Below are 14,891 nucleotides of genomic sequence, written 5' to 3'. Positions count from 1 at the left end.
GGTCACCTGCCTCACGGGGGAACCATCCGACATGGCCTCGAGCCGACCCGCACGCGCCCTCTCGCTCGCCGTCGTGGCCCTCGTCGCGATCGCGCTCCCCGCCTGCAGCAGCGACGGCGGTGACGGCGACGGTGCCGCCGCCGAGCCCATCGAGCTCGAGGGTGCGGCGCCGGCCGAGTTCGAGGTGGTGGGCAACACGGGCGCCATCACGGTGACCGAGGCCGAGCCGGGCACCGACCTCCAGGTGGTGGACGCCGAGGGCGTGCCCCAGCCGGTGGTGCTCACCATCGACGGGCTCCAGGCCGACGCCGGCACGGTGGACGACGAGGGCAACCTCGTGTTCGCGCGGGTCCCTCCCGGCGAGGGGTACCACGTGGTCGAGGTCGCCGACGGCGAGGCGGTCGCCACCAGCGAGCCCATCACGGTGGGCGACGTGTACGACGAGCCCGATCCCTCGCTCTACGAGGACCAGGTGCTCGAGCCGGGGCTGAACTTCATCGAGACCCGCGACGGCACCACGCTCGCGGCGCTGGTGAAGATGCCCGGCCCGCCCGAGGACGGGCCCTACCCGACGGTCATCAACTACTCGGGCTACGACACCGCCAACCCCAACGGGTCCGGCAGCAGCATCGCCCCCTTCGCGGACATCTACGGCTACGCCACCGTGTCGGTGAACGTCCGGGGCTCCGGGTGCTCGGGCGGCACGTTCAGCTTCTTCGAGGCCGCCCAGGTCAGCGACGGCTACGACGTGGTCGAGGCGGTCGCCGCACAGGACTGGGTCAAGCACGGCAAGCCCGGCCTCATCGGCATCAGCTACGCCGGCAACAGCCAGCTCTACGTGGCGGCCACCCAGCCGCCCCACCTGGCGGCCATCGCCCCGATGTCCGTGCTCGACAGCATCTGGCCGGCGGTGCTCTACCCGGGCGGCATGTACAACGACGGCTTCGCCCGGAACTGGATCCTCAACGTCCAGGACGGGGCCCAGCCCTACGGCCAGGGCTGGGAGCAGTTCGTGGTGGACGAGGGCGGCCCGAACGCCGAGGAGTGCGCCGCCAACCAGGGCCTGCGCAGCCAGAACCCCGACATCGAGCGGCTGGCCCGCGCCTACCCGCACTACGACCCGGTCCTGAGCCCCCCGCTCACCCCGGTGACCTTCGCCGACCGCATCGAGGTGCCCGTGTTCCTCACGGGCTCGTGGCAGGACGAGCAGACGGGCGGCCACTTCCCCGCGCTGATCGAGCACCTGACGAACACCCCCGACCTGGTGGTCTCGATGCAGAACGGCACCCACGGTGACGCGCTCATCCCCGAGAACACCCAACGGTGGTTCGAGTTCCTCGACTTCTACGTCGCCCAGGAGATCCCCGAGATCCCGCCCATCATCCGGGCCGGCGCGCCGGCGGTGTTCGCGGGCCAGTTCGGCGAGGGCGACTATCCGTTCCCCGAGGACCGCTTCACCGAGTACGACTCCTACGACGAGGCCCTCGCCGCGTACCAGGCCGAGGACGACATCCGCATCCTCTACGAGAACGGCGCCGGCACGGACCAGCCCCGCGTCCCGGGCTCGACCTTCGAGGAGACCTACACGGCCTGGCCGCCGTCCGAGGTGGAGCCCACCCGGCTGTTCTTCCAGCCCGACGGCACCCTGGCCGAGGACGAGCCGACGGTCGAGGACGGCGAGGCGGACAGCGCGGCGTCGTTCGAGTACCACCCCGAGTACGGCGACGACCGGACGGCGGACGGCTTCAGCTTCAGCGCCGAGCAGGAGTTCGACTGGCAGCCGCTGCTCGAGGGCGACGCGGTGAGCTACCTCAGCGAGCCGTTCGACGAGGCGACGGTCATGGCCGGTCCCGCCAGCGCCGACCTGTATGTGCAGTCGACCGCCCTGGACACCGACCTCGAGGTCACGCTGAGCGAGGTGCGCCCGAACGGCGACGAGCTCTATCTCCAGAACGGCTGGCTGCGGGCCAGCCACCGCAAGCTGGACGAGGAGGTGTCGACCGAGCTGCGCCCGCAGTCGACCCACCTCGAGACCGACGACGAGCGCCTGCCCGAGGGCGAGTTCACCCTCGTGCGGGTGGAGATCTTCCCCTTCGCCCACGCGTTCCACCCGGGCTCCCAGTTGCGCATCACGGTCGACTCCCCCGGCGGTGACCGGCCCGAGTGGGAGTTCGACTCGCTCAGCGGTCAGGACATCACCAACACCGTGGCCCAGTCGGCGGACTTCCCGTCGTCGGTGGTGCTGCCGATCCTGGGCGGCGACCACGACGTTCCCGACGAGGTGCCGGACTGCGAGTCCTACCGGGGCCAGCCGTGCCGGGAGTACGTCGAGATCGAGAACACCCCCGCGGGCTGACCCCTCGGCGGTGCATCCTGGGGGCATGGACCTCCAGGGCAGTCGAGTGCTGGTGACCGGGGCCTCCCGCGGGATCGGGGAGGCCACGGCCCGCGCCTTCGCGGCGGCCGGTGCGTCGGTGGCGCTGGTGGCGCGCGACGCCGAGCGCCTCGCCGCGCTCGCCGACGAGCTCGGCGGCACCGCCCACCCGGCGGACCTGTTCGACCCCTCGGTGGTGGCGGGGCTCGTCGACGAGGTCGAGTCGACCGGCGCCGGGGTGGACGTCCTCGTCAACAACGCGGGCATCGACGCCGTGGGCGCCTTCGCGGACGCCGATCCCGACGACATCGAGCGCATCTACCGCCTCAACCTCGTCACGCCGGTCCAGTTGTGCCGTCAGGTGCTCCCGGGCATGTTGGATCGGGGCCGGGGGCATCTCGTCAACGTGTCGTCGCTCGCCGGCGTCGCCGCCTACCCGGGCATGGCCACCTACGCCTCCACCAAGGCGGGGCTCACCCAGTTCACCGAGATCCTGGCCCTCGACCTGAAGGGCCTGCCCGTGGGCACGACGGTCGTGCAGCTGGGGCCCATCCCCACCGAGATGCTCGACCACGTGCGCGACTACGCGCCCACCCGCGACTCGTTCGACCGGGGCTACCAGCTGCGCCTGCTCGTCGACATCCCACGCGAGCAGGTGGCCGACGCGATCGTGGACGCCGTGCGCAAGGGTCGGTCCCACATCCGCCTGCCGAAGCGGGCGGCCGCGTTCCCGCTGCTGGCCGAGGCCCCCCGTCGCATCAGCGACGTGCTGCTGTCGGGCGTCAAGCACCAGGCCTGAGCCGGGCGACGCCCGCCCACGACGTCACCCCACCTTGGCGTAGCGGAGCAGCACCTCGTCACCCGGGGACATGACCACCGGGCGGTTGGAGCCCAGGAGGAAGCACACGTGCCCACCGTCCCGCGGCACGCGCAGCAGGCCGCCGGCGGTGACCGGCGCACCCCGCAGCGGCAGCTTCGGCAGGCCGGCGGGCACGGCCTGGGCCAGCCAGAGCACCAGGTCGGGCATGCCGGGCAGGCCCTCGGCGAACGGGATGGGCGGATCGGCGTACCAGGCGAAGTCGAACAGCAGCTGCCACTCCTCGCCGTCGTCGTCGTGGTCGAAGCGACGGCAGGGGACGGTGGCCTGGACGTGGTAGAGCCCGGCCGCGACCCGCACCCAGTTGGCGCCGATGTCGACCGGTGCCGGGTCACCGGTGACGAGCGACCCACCCACGGACGCCGTCGTCGCTTCTTCCGGAGCGGTCAGGGGCAGTGGCCAGATGAGTGGCCCGCTGAGCGATGTGCCGGGCTCGGGGGCCCAGGCCAGCTCCACCCAGTCCCCCACCCCGGCGGCCGTGTCGGTCGGGCCCGCGGCGGGGGCGGCCGGCGCCGGCGGCGCCACGATCGCCGCCGGTCGCACCGGCGGGGGCAGGTCGACGCGGTCGTCGGCGAGGCCGTGCGCGGCGAGGCGGCGCTCGAACTCCGCGACCGCCAGCGGGTAGAACGCCGCGTCCATGCCGATGAGGCCGGCCACCTCGGCCCGCACCTCGGGGTCGAGGGGCGTCGGCCGCTCGGGCGAGACGTTGCGGTCGGGCAGTGTGGGGACGTCCGCCAACCCGAGCTCGGCCTGCGCCAGGCGCATCGAGTCGCCGAGGCGCTCGAAGAGGCCCACGTGGGTGAAGCCGGACAGGTTCTCCGCCGCGATCGGCACGAAGTCGTCGACGAAGGGGAGGGGGTCGCCGCTCCACAGGTGGCCGGCGATCTGCATGGTCTGCGCCTGCCCCTGGAGCCACCGCAGCTGCGGGTGCAGCAGGAACTCCTCGACCGACAGACGCCGGGCGTGGATGAAGTCCCGCCACTCCGCGAGCGACGGCCCGTCGTCGTTCAGCACGTAGTGGTACCAGGAGACGATGCGGTCGACGGGGTCGCGTAGGACGGTGACCGGGCGCAGGAACGGTGCTCGCCGGCACAGCCCGTAGTCCACGTGGGCGCCCACGAACGAGAACTCCCGCAGCGAGTCGACGTCGACCTGCTGGAACTCCTCGGACGTGATCCCGCCAGGGATGTCGGGGAAGTACGCGGGACCGCCGAGCGCGGTCGCCAGCGCCGCCCCGTAGGACGTGCCCGCGGCCTTGGGGATGTGCAGGAAGAGGACGGTCATCGACAGGGCGGGGTCAGACCGGCAGCACGCCGTGCTTGCGCCACGGCCGCTGGACCTGCTTGGTGCGACTCACCTGGAGGCCGCGCCAGATGGTGTGGCGGGTCTCGGCGGGGTCGATGACGTCGTCCACCGCGGCGTGGCCCGCGGCGATGTACGGGTCGATGTTCTTGCGGAGCTCGTCGGCCATGGCGATGCGGGCCTCGTCGCGCTCCTTGCCCTCGGGGATGGCCTCGAGCTGCTTGCGCATGATGATGTTCACCATCCCGTCGGGGCCCATCACGGCGATCTCCGCCGTGGGCCAGATGGCGACGTAGTCGGCCTCGTAGGCGGTGCCGTTCATCACGAAGTAGCCGGCGCCGTAGCTCTTGCGCAGCACGATGCTGACCTTGGGCACGGTGGCCTCGCTGATGGCGAACAGCATCTTGGCCCCGTGGCGGATGATCCCCTGCTTCTCGACCGCGCTGCCCACCACGAAGCCGGGGACGTCGTGGAGGAACACCAGCGGGATGCCGAAGGCGTCGCAGAGCCACACGAAGCGGGCGGCCTTGTCGGCGGCGTTCACGTCGAGGGCACCGCCGAGCACCATGGGCTGGCTGGCCACGATGCCCACGGGCTGGCCGCCGACGCGGGCCAGGCCGGTGATGATGTTCTTGGCCCAGGCCCCCTTCATCGAGAAGAACTCGCCGTCGTCGACGACGGCACGGATGACCTTGTGCATGTCGTAGGCGCGACGGGGCGCGGTGGGGACGATGTCGTACAGCTCCTCGACCCTGCGGTCGACCGGGTCGGTGCACTCGCGGACGGGCGGCGCCTCCTGGTTGTGGCTCGGGAAGAACGACAGGTAGGTGCGGATGGCATCAAGGCAGTCATCGTCGGACTCGACCTCGAGGTCGGCCACGCCGCTCACCTTGGTGTGCACGGTGGAGCCGCCCATGTCCTCCTCGGTGACGTCCTCGCCCGTGGCCGCCTTCACCAGGTGGCGGCCGGCGAGGGCCATCGAGGAGACGCCCTTCACCATGGGGATGAAGTCGGCCAGGGCAGGGATGTAGGCGGTGCCGGCGGCGCAGTGCCCGAGCATGCCGCCCACCTGGGGCACGACGCCGGAGAGGGTGACCTGCTCGCGGAACAGGTGACCCACGCCGGCGAAGGTGGAGCCCGAGCTCGACATGATGCGGGCGCCGGCCGAGTCGAGCAGCCAGACGATGGGGATGCGCTGGCGCAGGGCCAGCTCGCGCATGCGCGACGTCTTCTGCTCGTTGACCGCGCCCATCGAGCCCGCCATGACCGTGAAGTCGTAGGCGCAGATGGCCACCCGCCGGCCGTCCACCTCGCCGATGCCGGTGACGCAGCCGTCCGCGGCCAGGTACCCCTTGTCGGCGAGGCCGGGGTCCATGGAGTCGGCGAGCTGGCCGTACTCGACGAAGGTGCCGGGGTCCACGAAGCGCTCGAGGCGCTCGCGCACCGGCAGCTTGCCGAGGGAGCGCTGGCGCTCGACCCGCTCGGGGCCGCCCATGGCGAGGGCCCGCTCGCGGCGCTCGGCGAGGTCCTGGGTGAGCGGCGCCCAGTCGTGCAGGTTCGGGGTATCGTCGGCCATCAGCGGCCCTTCCACTGGGGCTCGCGCTTCTCGACGAAGGCGGCGATGCCCTCCGCGGCGTCCTCGGTGGACGAGGTGATGGTCAGCATCGGATGCAGGAGGCGCAGGGCGTCCTCGGCCGACTGGTCCCACACGGCGTAGAAGGAATCCCGGCCCAGCTTCATGGTGGCGGGCGACTTGGCCGCGAGGGTGGCGGCGAGCTCGTCGACCGCGGGGTCGAGGTCGTCGACGGGGACGACGCTGGTGACGAAGCCCAGCTTGTCGGCCTCGGCCGCCCGGACGCGCCGGCCCGTCATCATCAGCTCGAGCACCTTCTTCGGCGGCATCGAGCGGATCAGGGGCACCGTGATCATGTACGGCCAGAGGCCGACGTCGATCTCGGGCGTGCCGAACTGGGCGTCGTCGGCGGCGATCACCAGGTCGCACGACAGGGCCAGCCCGAACCCGCCGGCCAGGCAGTACCCCCGGACCCGGGCGATGGTGGGCTTCCCGAGATCCCACAGGTCGTGGAACAGGCGGGCGAGCTCGCCCCGGGACTCGTGCAGGGCCACGTAGCCCCCGTCACCGGTCATGCCGGTCAGGTCGGCGCCGGCGCAGAAGGCCCGGTCGCCGGCGCCGGTGAGGACGACGACGCGCACGTCGGGGTCGTCCTTCCAGTCGGCCAGGTGCCGGCGCAGGCCCTCCATGACCGCCCACGAGATGGCGTTGCGCCGCTCGGGCCGGTTGATGGTGAGGCGCCCCACGCCGTCGGCCACCTCGGCCAGCAGCTCGGGCGCCGGTGCGTCATCGGTCGTCGGGTCAGCCACGCCCGCCGACGTTACGCCACCCGCATCCACTGCAGGTCCTGACGACGGCACACGACGGCAGTGCCGAGCATCGGCGCCAACGGCCGGTCCCACCCTTCATCCAGACCAGCGGACCGTCGGCGCACACGCAGCCCGTCCATGCGAGGCAGGACCGTAGGCCCTGGGTCAGAGGCCACTGATCGGCCGAGGCAGCACGACCGCAGCGAGCACGAGTCAGCCAGGCGCCTCTCTTGTCTGCTGTGGTTCAGCGGCCAGGACCAGCGCCAAGCCGGTCCAGGACTGGGGGACGGCGCCGAGGCCGGCGCCGGTGTCCGGGTCCCAGTACTCGGCGAGGCCGGACGCGGTGGCGCCGGCGACGGTCGAGACGGCAATGCGGTCGGCCTCGGCGTGGAGGCGGCGACCGTGCTCCCGACCTGGCGCGAGCGCCGACACCCAGTGCAGGTAGTTCACCTGGGGCCAGGTGGCCCCCCGCCAGTAGCCACGCGGGTCGAACGACGGCTCGGCCCGGTGCACCTGGGTCGGCCCGTAGGCGGCGCCGAAGGCCGACGGCTCGAACAGCTCGGCGAACGCACGCGCCTCGCGGTCCTCGGGACCGCGGGTGAGGGTCGCGAGGATCGCGTCCGAGGTTCGGGCGCGGCCGGACCCCCCAGCGGAGGGCCCGCCGTCGACCCAGGTCGCCAGGCCCTCGTCCCAGCGGTCGTCGACCCGTACCGACAGCTCCAGGAGGATGCGCCCCATCCCCCAGAGCGGCTCGTCGTCCTCGGACGCCAGATGACCGAGCTCCCACGTGTTGAACGCCACCAGCGCGTTGAAGCTGACCGGCGCCACCGGGAAGGCGGGGTTGGCCACCGGCGCTCCGCCGGCCGTGCGCTCGACCGTGGCGAGCAGGTCGCCCTTCACCTGCTTCCAGCGGGTGACGTCGAAGCCGCCGGGGCAGAAGTCGTCCCAGCGGGGGCTGTTGTCGGCGCCGGTCTCCCACGGGTGCACGACGGTGATGAGCCCGGACTCGTCGTCGCGCCGGCGCACCCGCAGCAGGAACTCGAGGCCCGCGCGGGCCCGGTCCACCAGCTCCGCGGGCACGGCGATGCCCCGGCGCTCGAGCTCAGCGAGAGCGTGGCCGTACATGGGCGGCTGGGTGATGGACGAGGTGCCCCGACGGCCCCAGAAGTCGGCGTGGAAGTCGGGGCGGCCGTGGTGGGTGACGTGGGGGACGAAGCCGTCGTCGTCCTGGTGGGCGAACAACGACTGGAGCTCGCGGACCGCCCGGTCGCCGTCGCCCAGCTCGGCCCAGATGATCGAGTGGAAGCACGAGTCCCACAACCACTGCCAGGGATACACCGTGGCGTTGGGCACGGTGAAGCCGGCGCCGTCCACCTCGCGCCAATGCGCCTCCATCACCGCCCGCACCCGATCCCGCAGGTCGCTCGCTACGGTGGCCTCGCTCGCTCCTCCCGCTCCACGGGGCCGCTCGGGCGGGGCGGCGGCGTCGTCCATGGCCCCTTGGCTAGCACCCGCCCTCCCCGAACGAGCGACTCCGACCCCCGGATCCCCACCCTGTGCCCACCTGCGCCATCGTCTCGTTCCGCCTCGGCCAGGCCGACGGCGTCTCGGTCATCGCCGAGAGCTGGGGCCGCTCCCTGGAGGCGCTCGGCTTCGACGTGGTGACGGTGGCCGGCGACGGCCCGGTGGACCGCCTCGTCCCGGGGCTGGCCTGGGGTGCCGACGAGCCACCGGAGATCGACGAGGTGGACGAGGCCCTGCTCGACGCCGACCTGGTGCTGGTCGAGAACCTGCTCACCATCCCCCTGAACCTGCCCGCGGCCCGGGTGGTGGCGCTCGTGCTCCGGGGCCGGCCGGCGATCCTCCACCACCACGACCCGCCGTGGCAGCGGGCCCACTTCGCGCACGTCACCGAGCTGCCGCCCGACGACCCGGCCTGGCGCCATGTCTGCATCAACCAGCTCACCCGGCGCCAGCTGGCCGAGCGGGGCATCCCGTCGTTCACCATCTACAACGGCTTCGAGGTCGACGGCCCGGCGGGCGACCGGTGGGGCACCCGCCACGAGCTCGGGGTCGACCCCGAGGAGCGCCTGCTCGTCCACCCCGTCCGGGCCATCGCCCGCAAGGACATCCCCGCGGCCATCGCCTTGGCCGAGCAGCTCGACGCCACCTACTGGCTGCTCGGGGGCCCCGAGGAGGGCTTCGGCCCCGAGCTCGACCGCATCCTCGCCGGCGCCCGCTGCCGGGTGATCCACCGCCCGATGGCCCACGGCCCCAACATCTACGCGCCGGCCGACGCGGTGGTGTTCCCGTCGCACTGGGAGGGGTTCGGCAACCCGCCCATCGAGGCCGCCATCTACCGCCGGCCCGCCGCGGTGGCCCGATACCCGGTGGCCCAGGAGCTGCGCTGGCTGGGGTTCAAGTGGTTCCCCACCGACGACCCCGAGCCGCTGCGGCGCTGGTTGGCCGACCCCGATCCGGCGGTGCTGGACCACAACGAGGCCCTGGCCCGCCGCGAGTTCTCCTGGGAGCGCCAGACCGAGCACGTGGGCGTGCTGTTGGAGGAGGCGGGGTGGCGACCGTGAGAAGCTGGGCGTCGTGAGCCCGAGGAACCTCGAGACCCACGACGAGGTGCTCGCCCGCCGTGCGCAGATCAAGCGCCTCGTCGACCTGGGTCAGCGCGTCGGCTACGGACTGTTCGGCGTCGCCATCGTCGGCTTCTTCGTCGGGCTCCTCGTCGACTTCACCGATCCGCTGGTGAGCGTGATCGTGGTCTCGATGGTGGTGGGCTCGGTGATCCTCGCCCCCGCCATCGTCTTCGGTTACGGGGTGAAGGCCGCCGAGCGGGAAGATGCCGAGCAGGGACGACCCACCAACAAGGGGAACGAGACATGAGCCACTCCGCAGCAGTCCTCACCGGCGTCGACACGCCGCTCGAGGTCCGGGACGACGTCGAGCTCGCCGAGCCCAAGGCCGGCGAGGTCCGCATCAAGATGGGGGCGTCGGGGGTCTGCCACTCCGACCTCTCGGTGCAGAACGGCACCATCCCCCTGCCCACCCCGATCGTGCTCGGCCACGAGGGCGCCGGCACCGTCGAGGCCGTGGGCGAGGGCGTCGAGGGCCTGTCGCCCGGCGACCACGTCGTGCTCTCCTTCGTGCCCCAGTGCGGCACCTGCTACTTCTGCCAGCGCGGCGAGGCCTTCCTCTGCGAGAACAACGGCGCGTCGGCCACGGGTGGAATGCTCGACGGCACCACCCGGCTGACGTCGCAGGGTGGCCCGATGTTCCAGATGGCCATGCTCGGCACCTTCGGCGAGCACGCGATCGTCCCCGCCATCAGCTGCGTCAAGATCCCGAACGACGTCCCCCTCAAGGTCGCCGCCCTCATCGGCTGCGGAGTGCTGACCGGTGTCGGCGCCGCCCTCAACACGGCCTCGATCCGCGAGGGGGACACCGTGGCGGTGATCGGGGCCGGCGGCGTGGGCCTCAACGTGATCCAGGGCGCCAAGATCGCCGGCGCCGGCGAGATCATCGCCATCGACATGTTCGAGTCGAAGCTCGAGATGGCCAAGGAGTTCGGCGCCACCAAGGTGGTCAAGGCCGACGAGGGCGACCCGGTCGGCGAGGTCATGGCCAGCAACGGCCGCGGCGCCGACGTCGCCTTCGAGGTCATCGGCCTCGGGGCGACCATGGAGCAGGCCGTCAACATGGTGCGCATGGGCGGCCAGGCCGTCTTCGTGGGCGTGCCCCGGATGGACGTGTTCCTCAACCTGCACGCCGCCTTCACCTGGCTCTACGGCGCCAAGACCGTGAAGGGCTGCTGGTACGGCTCGGCCAACGTGCGCACCGACGTGCCCAAGCTGCTCGACCTGTACCAGAGCGGGCAGCTCAAGCTCGACGAGCTCATCAGTCGCGAGATCGACCTGCACGGGGTGAACGACGCCTTCGCCGCCATGGGCTCGGGCGAGGTCGCCCGCTCCGTCATCGTCTACGACGACTGATCGCCTCCTTGGCGTCCGGGGGCCTGGCAGGGCCCCCGGGGCCGGTTACCGCCGGGTAACAACGCGCCACTAGGTTGAGGCGCGATGTCCTCGACCACGCGACTTCCCGCCGCAGAACGGCGTCGCCAGTTGCTCGACGTGGCCCTCGGCGTGTTCGCCCGGGAGGGATACCACGCCGCATCGATGAACGACGTGGCCGAGGCCGCCGGCGTCACCAAGCCGGTCCTCTACCAGCACTTCGAGTCCAAGCGCGAGCTCTACCTCGAACTGCTCCGCGACGTGGGCGGCCGGCTGGAGCGGGCCATCGCCGAGGCCACCGCCGGCGCCTCGGGGCCGCGCCAGAAGGTCGAGGACGGGCTGCGCGCCTACTTCGCCTTCGTGGCCCACCAGCGAGAGGCGTTCCAGCTGCTGTTCACCGGCGGCTCCCGGGCCGACGAGGAGTTCCTCGTGGTGGCCCAGCACGTGGAGGCGTCGATCGCGCGCTTCGTGGCCGACCTGATCGAGGTCGAGGGGCTCGACCCCGTCGACCGCACCCTCCTCGCCCACGGCGTGGTGGGCGTGGCCGAGGGGACCAGCCGCTACTGGCTCGACAACCCCGAGGGGCTCGACCCCGACCGCCTCGCCGACCAGGTGGCGGAGTTGGTCTGGGCGGGCCTGCGGGGCGTCCGCCAGGGGTAGTGCCCACCGACCGGCGGGACGCATCGGCGTCCGCAACGACGATCTTGAGAGATTCCCACTTTCCGAGGTCAGATTTTTCACCTAGAGTGGTTTCGACGGCGGAGCGGGTCCTGGCGATCGGGCGACTTGACTGATCAAGCGGAGACAACCCTCACCGGCGGAAGGAGGGAATCGTGACCGAGGAGCACGACGGGCTGAACACGGAGTTCTTCCGTGCCCTCGTCGATCACCTGAGCGACCTCGTGATCGTCATCGACGCACGCGGGGGCGTGCGGTACTCGTCGGACTCCGGCATCACCGGAGCACCGCGCCGAACCGTGGCCGAAGTGGGCCCCGAGGCGCACGCCGCCTCGTTCTTCGACCTGATCCACCCGGACGACCGCCGCCTCGTCGACGAGGCCATCACCACCGCGCTGAACCACCCCGGCCCGACCGTGCCCATCGAGATGCGCGCTGCCGGCCGCAACGGGTGGCGCACGCTCGAGCTCGTGGCCGGCAACCTGCTCCACGACCCGGAGGTGCACGGTGTGCTGGTCGCCGTCCGGGACCTGAGCCGCCGCCATCGGCTCGAGAGCGAGCTCGGCGAGGGCCCGAAGCGCCTCCGGGCCCTGCTCGACGCCGCCGGCGACCTCACCCTCCTCACCGACGCCCAACAGGTCATCCGCTACTCGAGCACGGTGAGCACCCGCATCCTGGGCATCGAGGCCGAGCGCCTCGTGGGCCAGCCCCTCGGCTCGGTGGTGCACATCGAGTCGCAGGCCGTGCTCGCCGACGCCTGGGACCGCCTGCTGCGATCGCCGAACGACCGGGTGGCGTGCGACCTCGAGGTGACCCGCGCCGACGGGACCCCCGGCATCCTCGCCGCCCACCTCACGAACTTCCTCGAGGACCCCGAGGTGGCGGGCGTGGCGGTGGCCGCCCGTGACGTCACCGAGGTGCGCCGGGCCGAGTCGCTCCTCGAGGAGTTCGGCCAGCAGTTCGAGCACTCCCCCCACGGTCTCGCCCGCATCGACGACGAGGGCCGCTTCCACGAGGTCAACCAGACCCTGCGCACCCTGACCGGCCGCGACGAGGCAGCGCTGGCGGCGACCACCCTCGGGGGCATCGTGCATCCCGCCGACGTCGAGGTGGTGCGCGACTTCCTCGTCGCCCCGGACGACACCGCACCGGTCGACGTGCGCCTCGTGCGTCCCGACGGCCAGGAGATCTGGAGCCGGCTCACCGCGACCATGGTGCGCCTCACCCAGACCGGCCAGCGCATGCTCTCCGTCCAGGTCGACGACATCAACGACCACCGGCGCCTCGAGGAGACCCTCCGCGAGCGCAACGCCGCCCTCGCCTACCGGGCCACCCACGACGGGCTCACGGGCCTGCCCAACCGCCAGCTCTTCATCGACCGGGTGGGCCACGCCCTCGACCGGTCGCTCCGACACCACACGACCGTGGCCATCCTCTTCTGCGACCTGGACCACTTCAAGGTGATCAACGACACCTTCGGCCACGCCGTCGGCGATCAGCTCCTCATGACCATCGCCGACGAGATGGGCCGAGCCGTGCGGCCCGGTGACACCATCAGCCGGTTCGGCGGCGACGAGTTCGTGGTGCTGGCCGAGGACCTCGAGGGGCCCGACGACGCCGGCGTGCTGGCCAGCCGCCTGCTGTCGACCATGACCCAGCCCCTCGTGGTCGAGGGCCAGCAGGTGGACATGACCATGTCCATCGGGGTCGCGGTCGCCACCGGCGTGGACGACCCGTCCGCCCTCATCGCCGCCGCCGACACCGCCATGTACCGGGCCAAGCGGGCGGGCCGCTCCTGCTACCGCATGGCCGCGGTCGCCGAGGGCGGCGACACCCCCGGCGCCGGCGCCTGAGCGCCCCCGCCCTCGCCCCCTCCTCGCCCCCTCCTCGCCCCCTCCTCACCGTCGCCCTCGCCCTCGCCCTCGCCCTCGCCCTCACCGTCGCCCGGACGCGGAACGGCCCCGGCCGGAGCCGGGGCCGTGCGCACGGAGAACCGCGGGGCTACTGGATGCGCAGGCCGGAGATGGCGCGGGCGATGACGAGCTCCTGGATCTGCTCGGCACCTTCGAAGATGTCGTAGATCTTGGCGTCACGGTGCCAGCGCTCGACGGGGTACTCCCGGACGTAGCCGTAGCCGCCCAGGATCTGGATGGCCCGCTCGGTGACCCACACCGCGGTGCGGCCGGCCTTGAGCTTCGACATCGAGCCCTCGGCGGCGGTGAACTCCTTGCCGGCCCGACCCATCCAGGCGGCCCGCCAGACGAGCAGGCGGGAGGCGTCGATCTCGGTCTTCATGTTGGCGAGCATGAACGCGATCGACTGGTTCTCGATGATGGGCTTGCCGAACTGCTTGCGCTCCTTGGCGTACTCGAGCGCGTACTCGTAGGCGGCACGGGCCACGCCGACGGCCTGGGCGCCCACCGACGGGCGGGTGGCCTCGAAGGTGGCCATGGCGGCCTGGACCTTGCTGCTCTTGCCCTCGCGGGCCCGGGCGAGGCGCTCGTCGAGCTTCTCCTTGCCGCCGAGCAGGCACGAGCCGGGCACCCGGCAGTCGTCGAGGATGACCTCGGCGGTGTGGCTGGCGCGGATGCCGTGCTTCTTGAACTTGGTGCCCTGGCTGAGGCCGGGGGTGCCGGGGGGCACGATGAACGACGCCTGGCCGCGGCCCTTGAGCTCACGGTCGACCGAGGCGACGACGACGTGGACGTCGGCGATGCCGCCGTTGGTGATCCAGGTCTTCTGGCCGTTGAGGACCCACTCGTCCTTGGCCTCGTCGTAGACCGCGGTGGTGCGCAGGGAGCTGACGTCCGAGCCGGCGTCGGGCTCGCTCACGCAGAACGCCGACATCATCAACTTGTCGGGGGTGCCGAAGCACTGGGGCACCCACTCGCCGATCTGCTCGGGGGTGCCGTTGGCCATGATGCCGGCCACGCCGAGCACCGTGCCGACGATGGACAGGCCGATGCCGGCGTCACCCCAGAAGAGCTCCTCGAGGGCGATCGGGATGGTCAGGCCGGTTTCGTCGGCGAACCCGTTGGCGAAGAAGTCGAGGCTGTAGAGGCCGATGTTGGCGGCTTCCTCGATGACCGGCCACGGGGTCTCTTCGCGCTCGTCCCACTCGGCCGCGACGGGGCGCACCACCCCCTCGGCGAAGTCGTGGATCCACTGCTGGATCTGCTGGTGATCCTCGTTCAGCTCCAGCGAGAACTGGGACATGGCGCACACCTCTGCGGGTCGGTGAGAGAACGGAAACGCAAGT

12 protein-coding genes are annotated in these 14,891 nt (G+C 71.9%); 7 read left to right on the top strand and 5 right to left on the bottom strand.

What is annotated here, in order from left to right:
* The first annotated feature begins 31 nt into the window (after positions 1 to 31).
* Positions 32 to 2,356 carry a CocE/NonD family hydrolase gene (locus JNK12_21890; GenBank protein ID MBL8778597.1) on the top strand — a complete coding sequence of 775 codons (2,325 nt, stop codon included), beginning with the start codon at positions 32 to 34 and terminating at the stop codon, positions 2,354 to 2,356.
* Positions 2,357 to 2,381: 25 nt separating this feature from the next.
* The gene (locus JNK12_21885; protein ID MBL8778596.1) at positions 2,382 to 3,173 is read left to right on the top strand and encodes an SDR family NAD(P)-dependent oxidoreductase; all 792 of its coding nucleotides are present in this window, start codon (positions 2,382 to 2,384) and stop codon (positions 3,171 to 3,173) included.
* 24 nt (positions 3,174 to 3,197) lie between these two features.
* Here the strand turns inward: JNK12_21885 and JNK12_21880 are convergent, their stop codons facing one another.
* The 4 genes from JNK12_21880 to JNK12_21865 all read right to left on the bottom strand — a co-directional run bounded on the left by JNK12_21880 (position 3,198) and on the right by JNK12_21865 (position 8,429).
* Positions 3,198 to 4,535: a sulfotransferase family 2 domain-containing protein gene (locus JNK12_21880; protein ID MBL8778595.1), complete on the bottom strand. Its 1,338-nt coding sequence runs from the start codon at positions 4,533 to 4,535 to the stop codon at positions 3,198 to 3,200.
* 13 nt (positions 4,536 to 4,548) lie between these two features.
* Positions 4,549 to 6,129, bottom strand: a complete 1,581-nt coding sequence (locus JNK12_21875; protein ID MBL8778594.1) for an acyl-CoA carboxylase subunit beta — start codon at positions 6,127 to 6,129, stop codon at positions 4,549 to 4,551.
* Complete coding sequence (locus JNK12_21870; GenBank protein ID MBL8778593.1) at positions 6,129 to 6,935, bottom strand: enoyl-CoA hydratase/isomerase family protein; 807 nt, start codon at positions 6,933 to 6,935, stop codon at positions 6,129 to 6,131. Before JNK12_21870 ends, JNK12_21875 begins: the two co-directional genes overlap by 1 nt.
* Positions 6,936 to 7,148: 213 nt before the next feature.
* Positions 7,149 to 8,429: a hypothetical protein gene (locus JNK12_21865; protein MBL8778592.1), complete on the bottom strand. Its 1,281-nt coding sequence runs from the start codon at positions 8,427 to 8,429 to the stop codon at positions 7,149 to 7,151.
* A 62-nt stretch (positions 8,430 to 8,491) separates the two neighbouring features.
* Here JNK12_21865 and JNK12_21860 point away from each other — a divergent pair, with 62 nt between their 5' ends.
* From JNK12_21860 to JNK12_21840, 5 genes are all read left to right on the top strand, one after another.
* Positions 8,492 to 9,520, top strand: coding sequence for a glycosyltransferase family 4 protein (locus tag JNK12_21860; protein ID MBL8778591.1), 1,029 nt, complete (start codon positions 8,492 to 8,494; stop codon positions 9,518 to 9,520).
* 13 nt (positions 9,521 to 9,533) lie between these two features.
* Positions 9,534 to 9,830: a hypothetical protein gene (locus tag JNK12_21855; protein ID MBL8778590.1), complete on the top strand. Its 297-nt coding sequence runs from the start codon at positions 9,534 to 9,536 to the stop codon at positions 9,828 to 9,830.
* Positions 9,827 to 10,936 (top strand): Zn-dependent alcohol dehydrogenase, encoded by a 1,110-nt coding sequence (locus JNK12_21850; GenBank protein ID MBL8778589.1) that lies wholly within the window; start codon positions 9,827 to 9,829, stop codon positions 10,934 to 10,936. Before JNK12_21855 ends, JNK12_21850 begins: the two co-directional genes overlap by 4 nt.
* A gap of 84 nt (positions 10,937 to 11,020) precedes the next feature.
* Positions 11,021 to 11,614, top strand: coding sequence for a TetR/AcrR family transcriptional regulator (locus JNK12_21845; GenBank protein ID MBL8778588.1), 594 nt, complete (start codon positions 11,021 to 11,023; stop codon positions 11,612 to 11,614).
* A 173-nt stretch (positions 11,615 to 11,787) separates the two neighbouring features.
* Entirely contained in the window at positions 11,788 to 13,485 is a 1,698-nt protein-coding gene (locus tag JNK12_21840) for a diguanylate cyclase (GenBank protein ID MBL8778587.1), read from the top strand.
* 148 nt (positions 13,486 to 13,633) lie between these two features.
* Here JNK12_21840 and JNK12_21835 read toward each other — a convergent pair whose 3' ends face one another.
* Positions 13,634 to 14,848 (bottom strand): acyl-CoA dehydrogenase family protein, encoded by a 1,215-nt coding sequence (locus tag JNK12_21835; GenBank protein MBL8778586.1) that lies wholly within the window; start codon positions 14,846 to 14,848, stop codon positions 13,634 to 13,636.
* Between the last annotated feature and the right edge of the window lie 43 nt (positions 14,849 to 14,891).

It is taken from the genome of Acidimicrobiales bacterium, assembly GCA_016794585.1.
In the GTDB taxonomy this organism is placed as follows: Bacteria; Actinomycetota; Acidimicrobiia; order Acidimicrobiales; family DATDAH01; genus JAEUJM01.
Note: the sequence above shows the minus strand (reverse complement) of the source record. Positions and strands in the feature narration are given on the sequence as shown.

What these genes read in the sequence shown, in the direction of transcription:
- JNK12_21890 (MBL8778597.1), top strand. Translation starts at nt 32, where the DNA reads ATGGCCTCGAGCCGACCCGCACGCGCCCTCTCGCTCGCCGTCGTGGCC.
- JNK12_21885 (MBL8778596.1), top strand. Translation starts at nt 2,382, where the DNA reads ATGGACCTCCAGGGCAGTCGAGTGCTGGTGACCGGGGCCTCCCGCGGG.
- JNK12_21880 (MBL8778595.1), bottom strand. Translation starts at nt 4,535, where the DNA reads ATGACCGTCCTCTTCCTGCACATCCCCAAGGCCGCGGGCACGTCCTAC.
- JNK12_21875 (MBL8778594.1), bottom strand. Translation starts at nt 6,129, where the DNA reads ATGGCCGACGATACCCCGAACCTGCACGACTGGGCGCCGCTCACCCAG.
- JNK12_21865 (MBL8778592.1), bottom strand. Translation starts at nt 8,429, where the DNA reads ATGGACGACGCCGCCGCCCCGCCCGAGCGGCCCCGTGGAGCGGGAGGA.
- JNK12_21850 (MBL8778589.1), top strand. Translation starts at nt 9,827, where the DNA reads ATGAGCCACTCCGCAGCAGTCCTCACCGGCGTCGACACGCCGCTCGAG.
- JNK12_21845 (MBL8778588.1), top strand. Translation starts at nt 11,021, where the DNA reads ATGTCCTCGACCACGCGACTTCCCGCCGCAGAACGGCGTCGCCAGTTG.
- JNK12_21835 (MBL8778586.1), bottom strand. Translation starts at nt 14,848, where the DNA reads ATGTCCCAGTTCTCGCTGGAGCTGAACGAGGATCACCAGCAGATCCAG.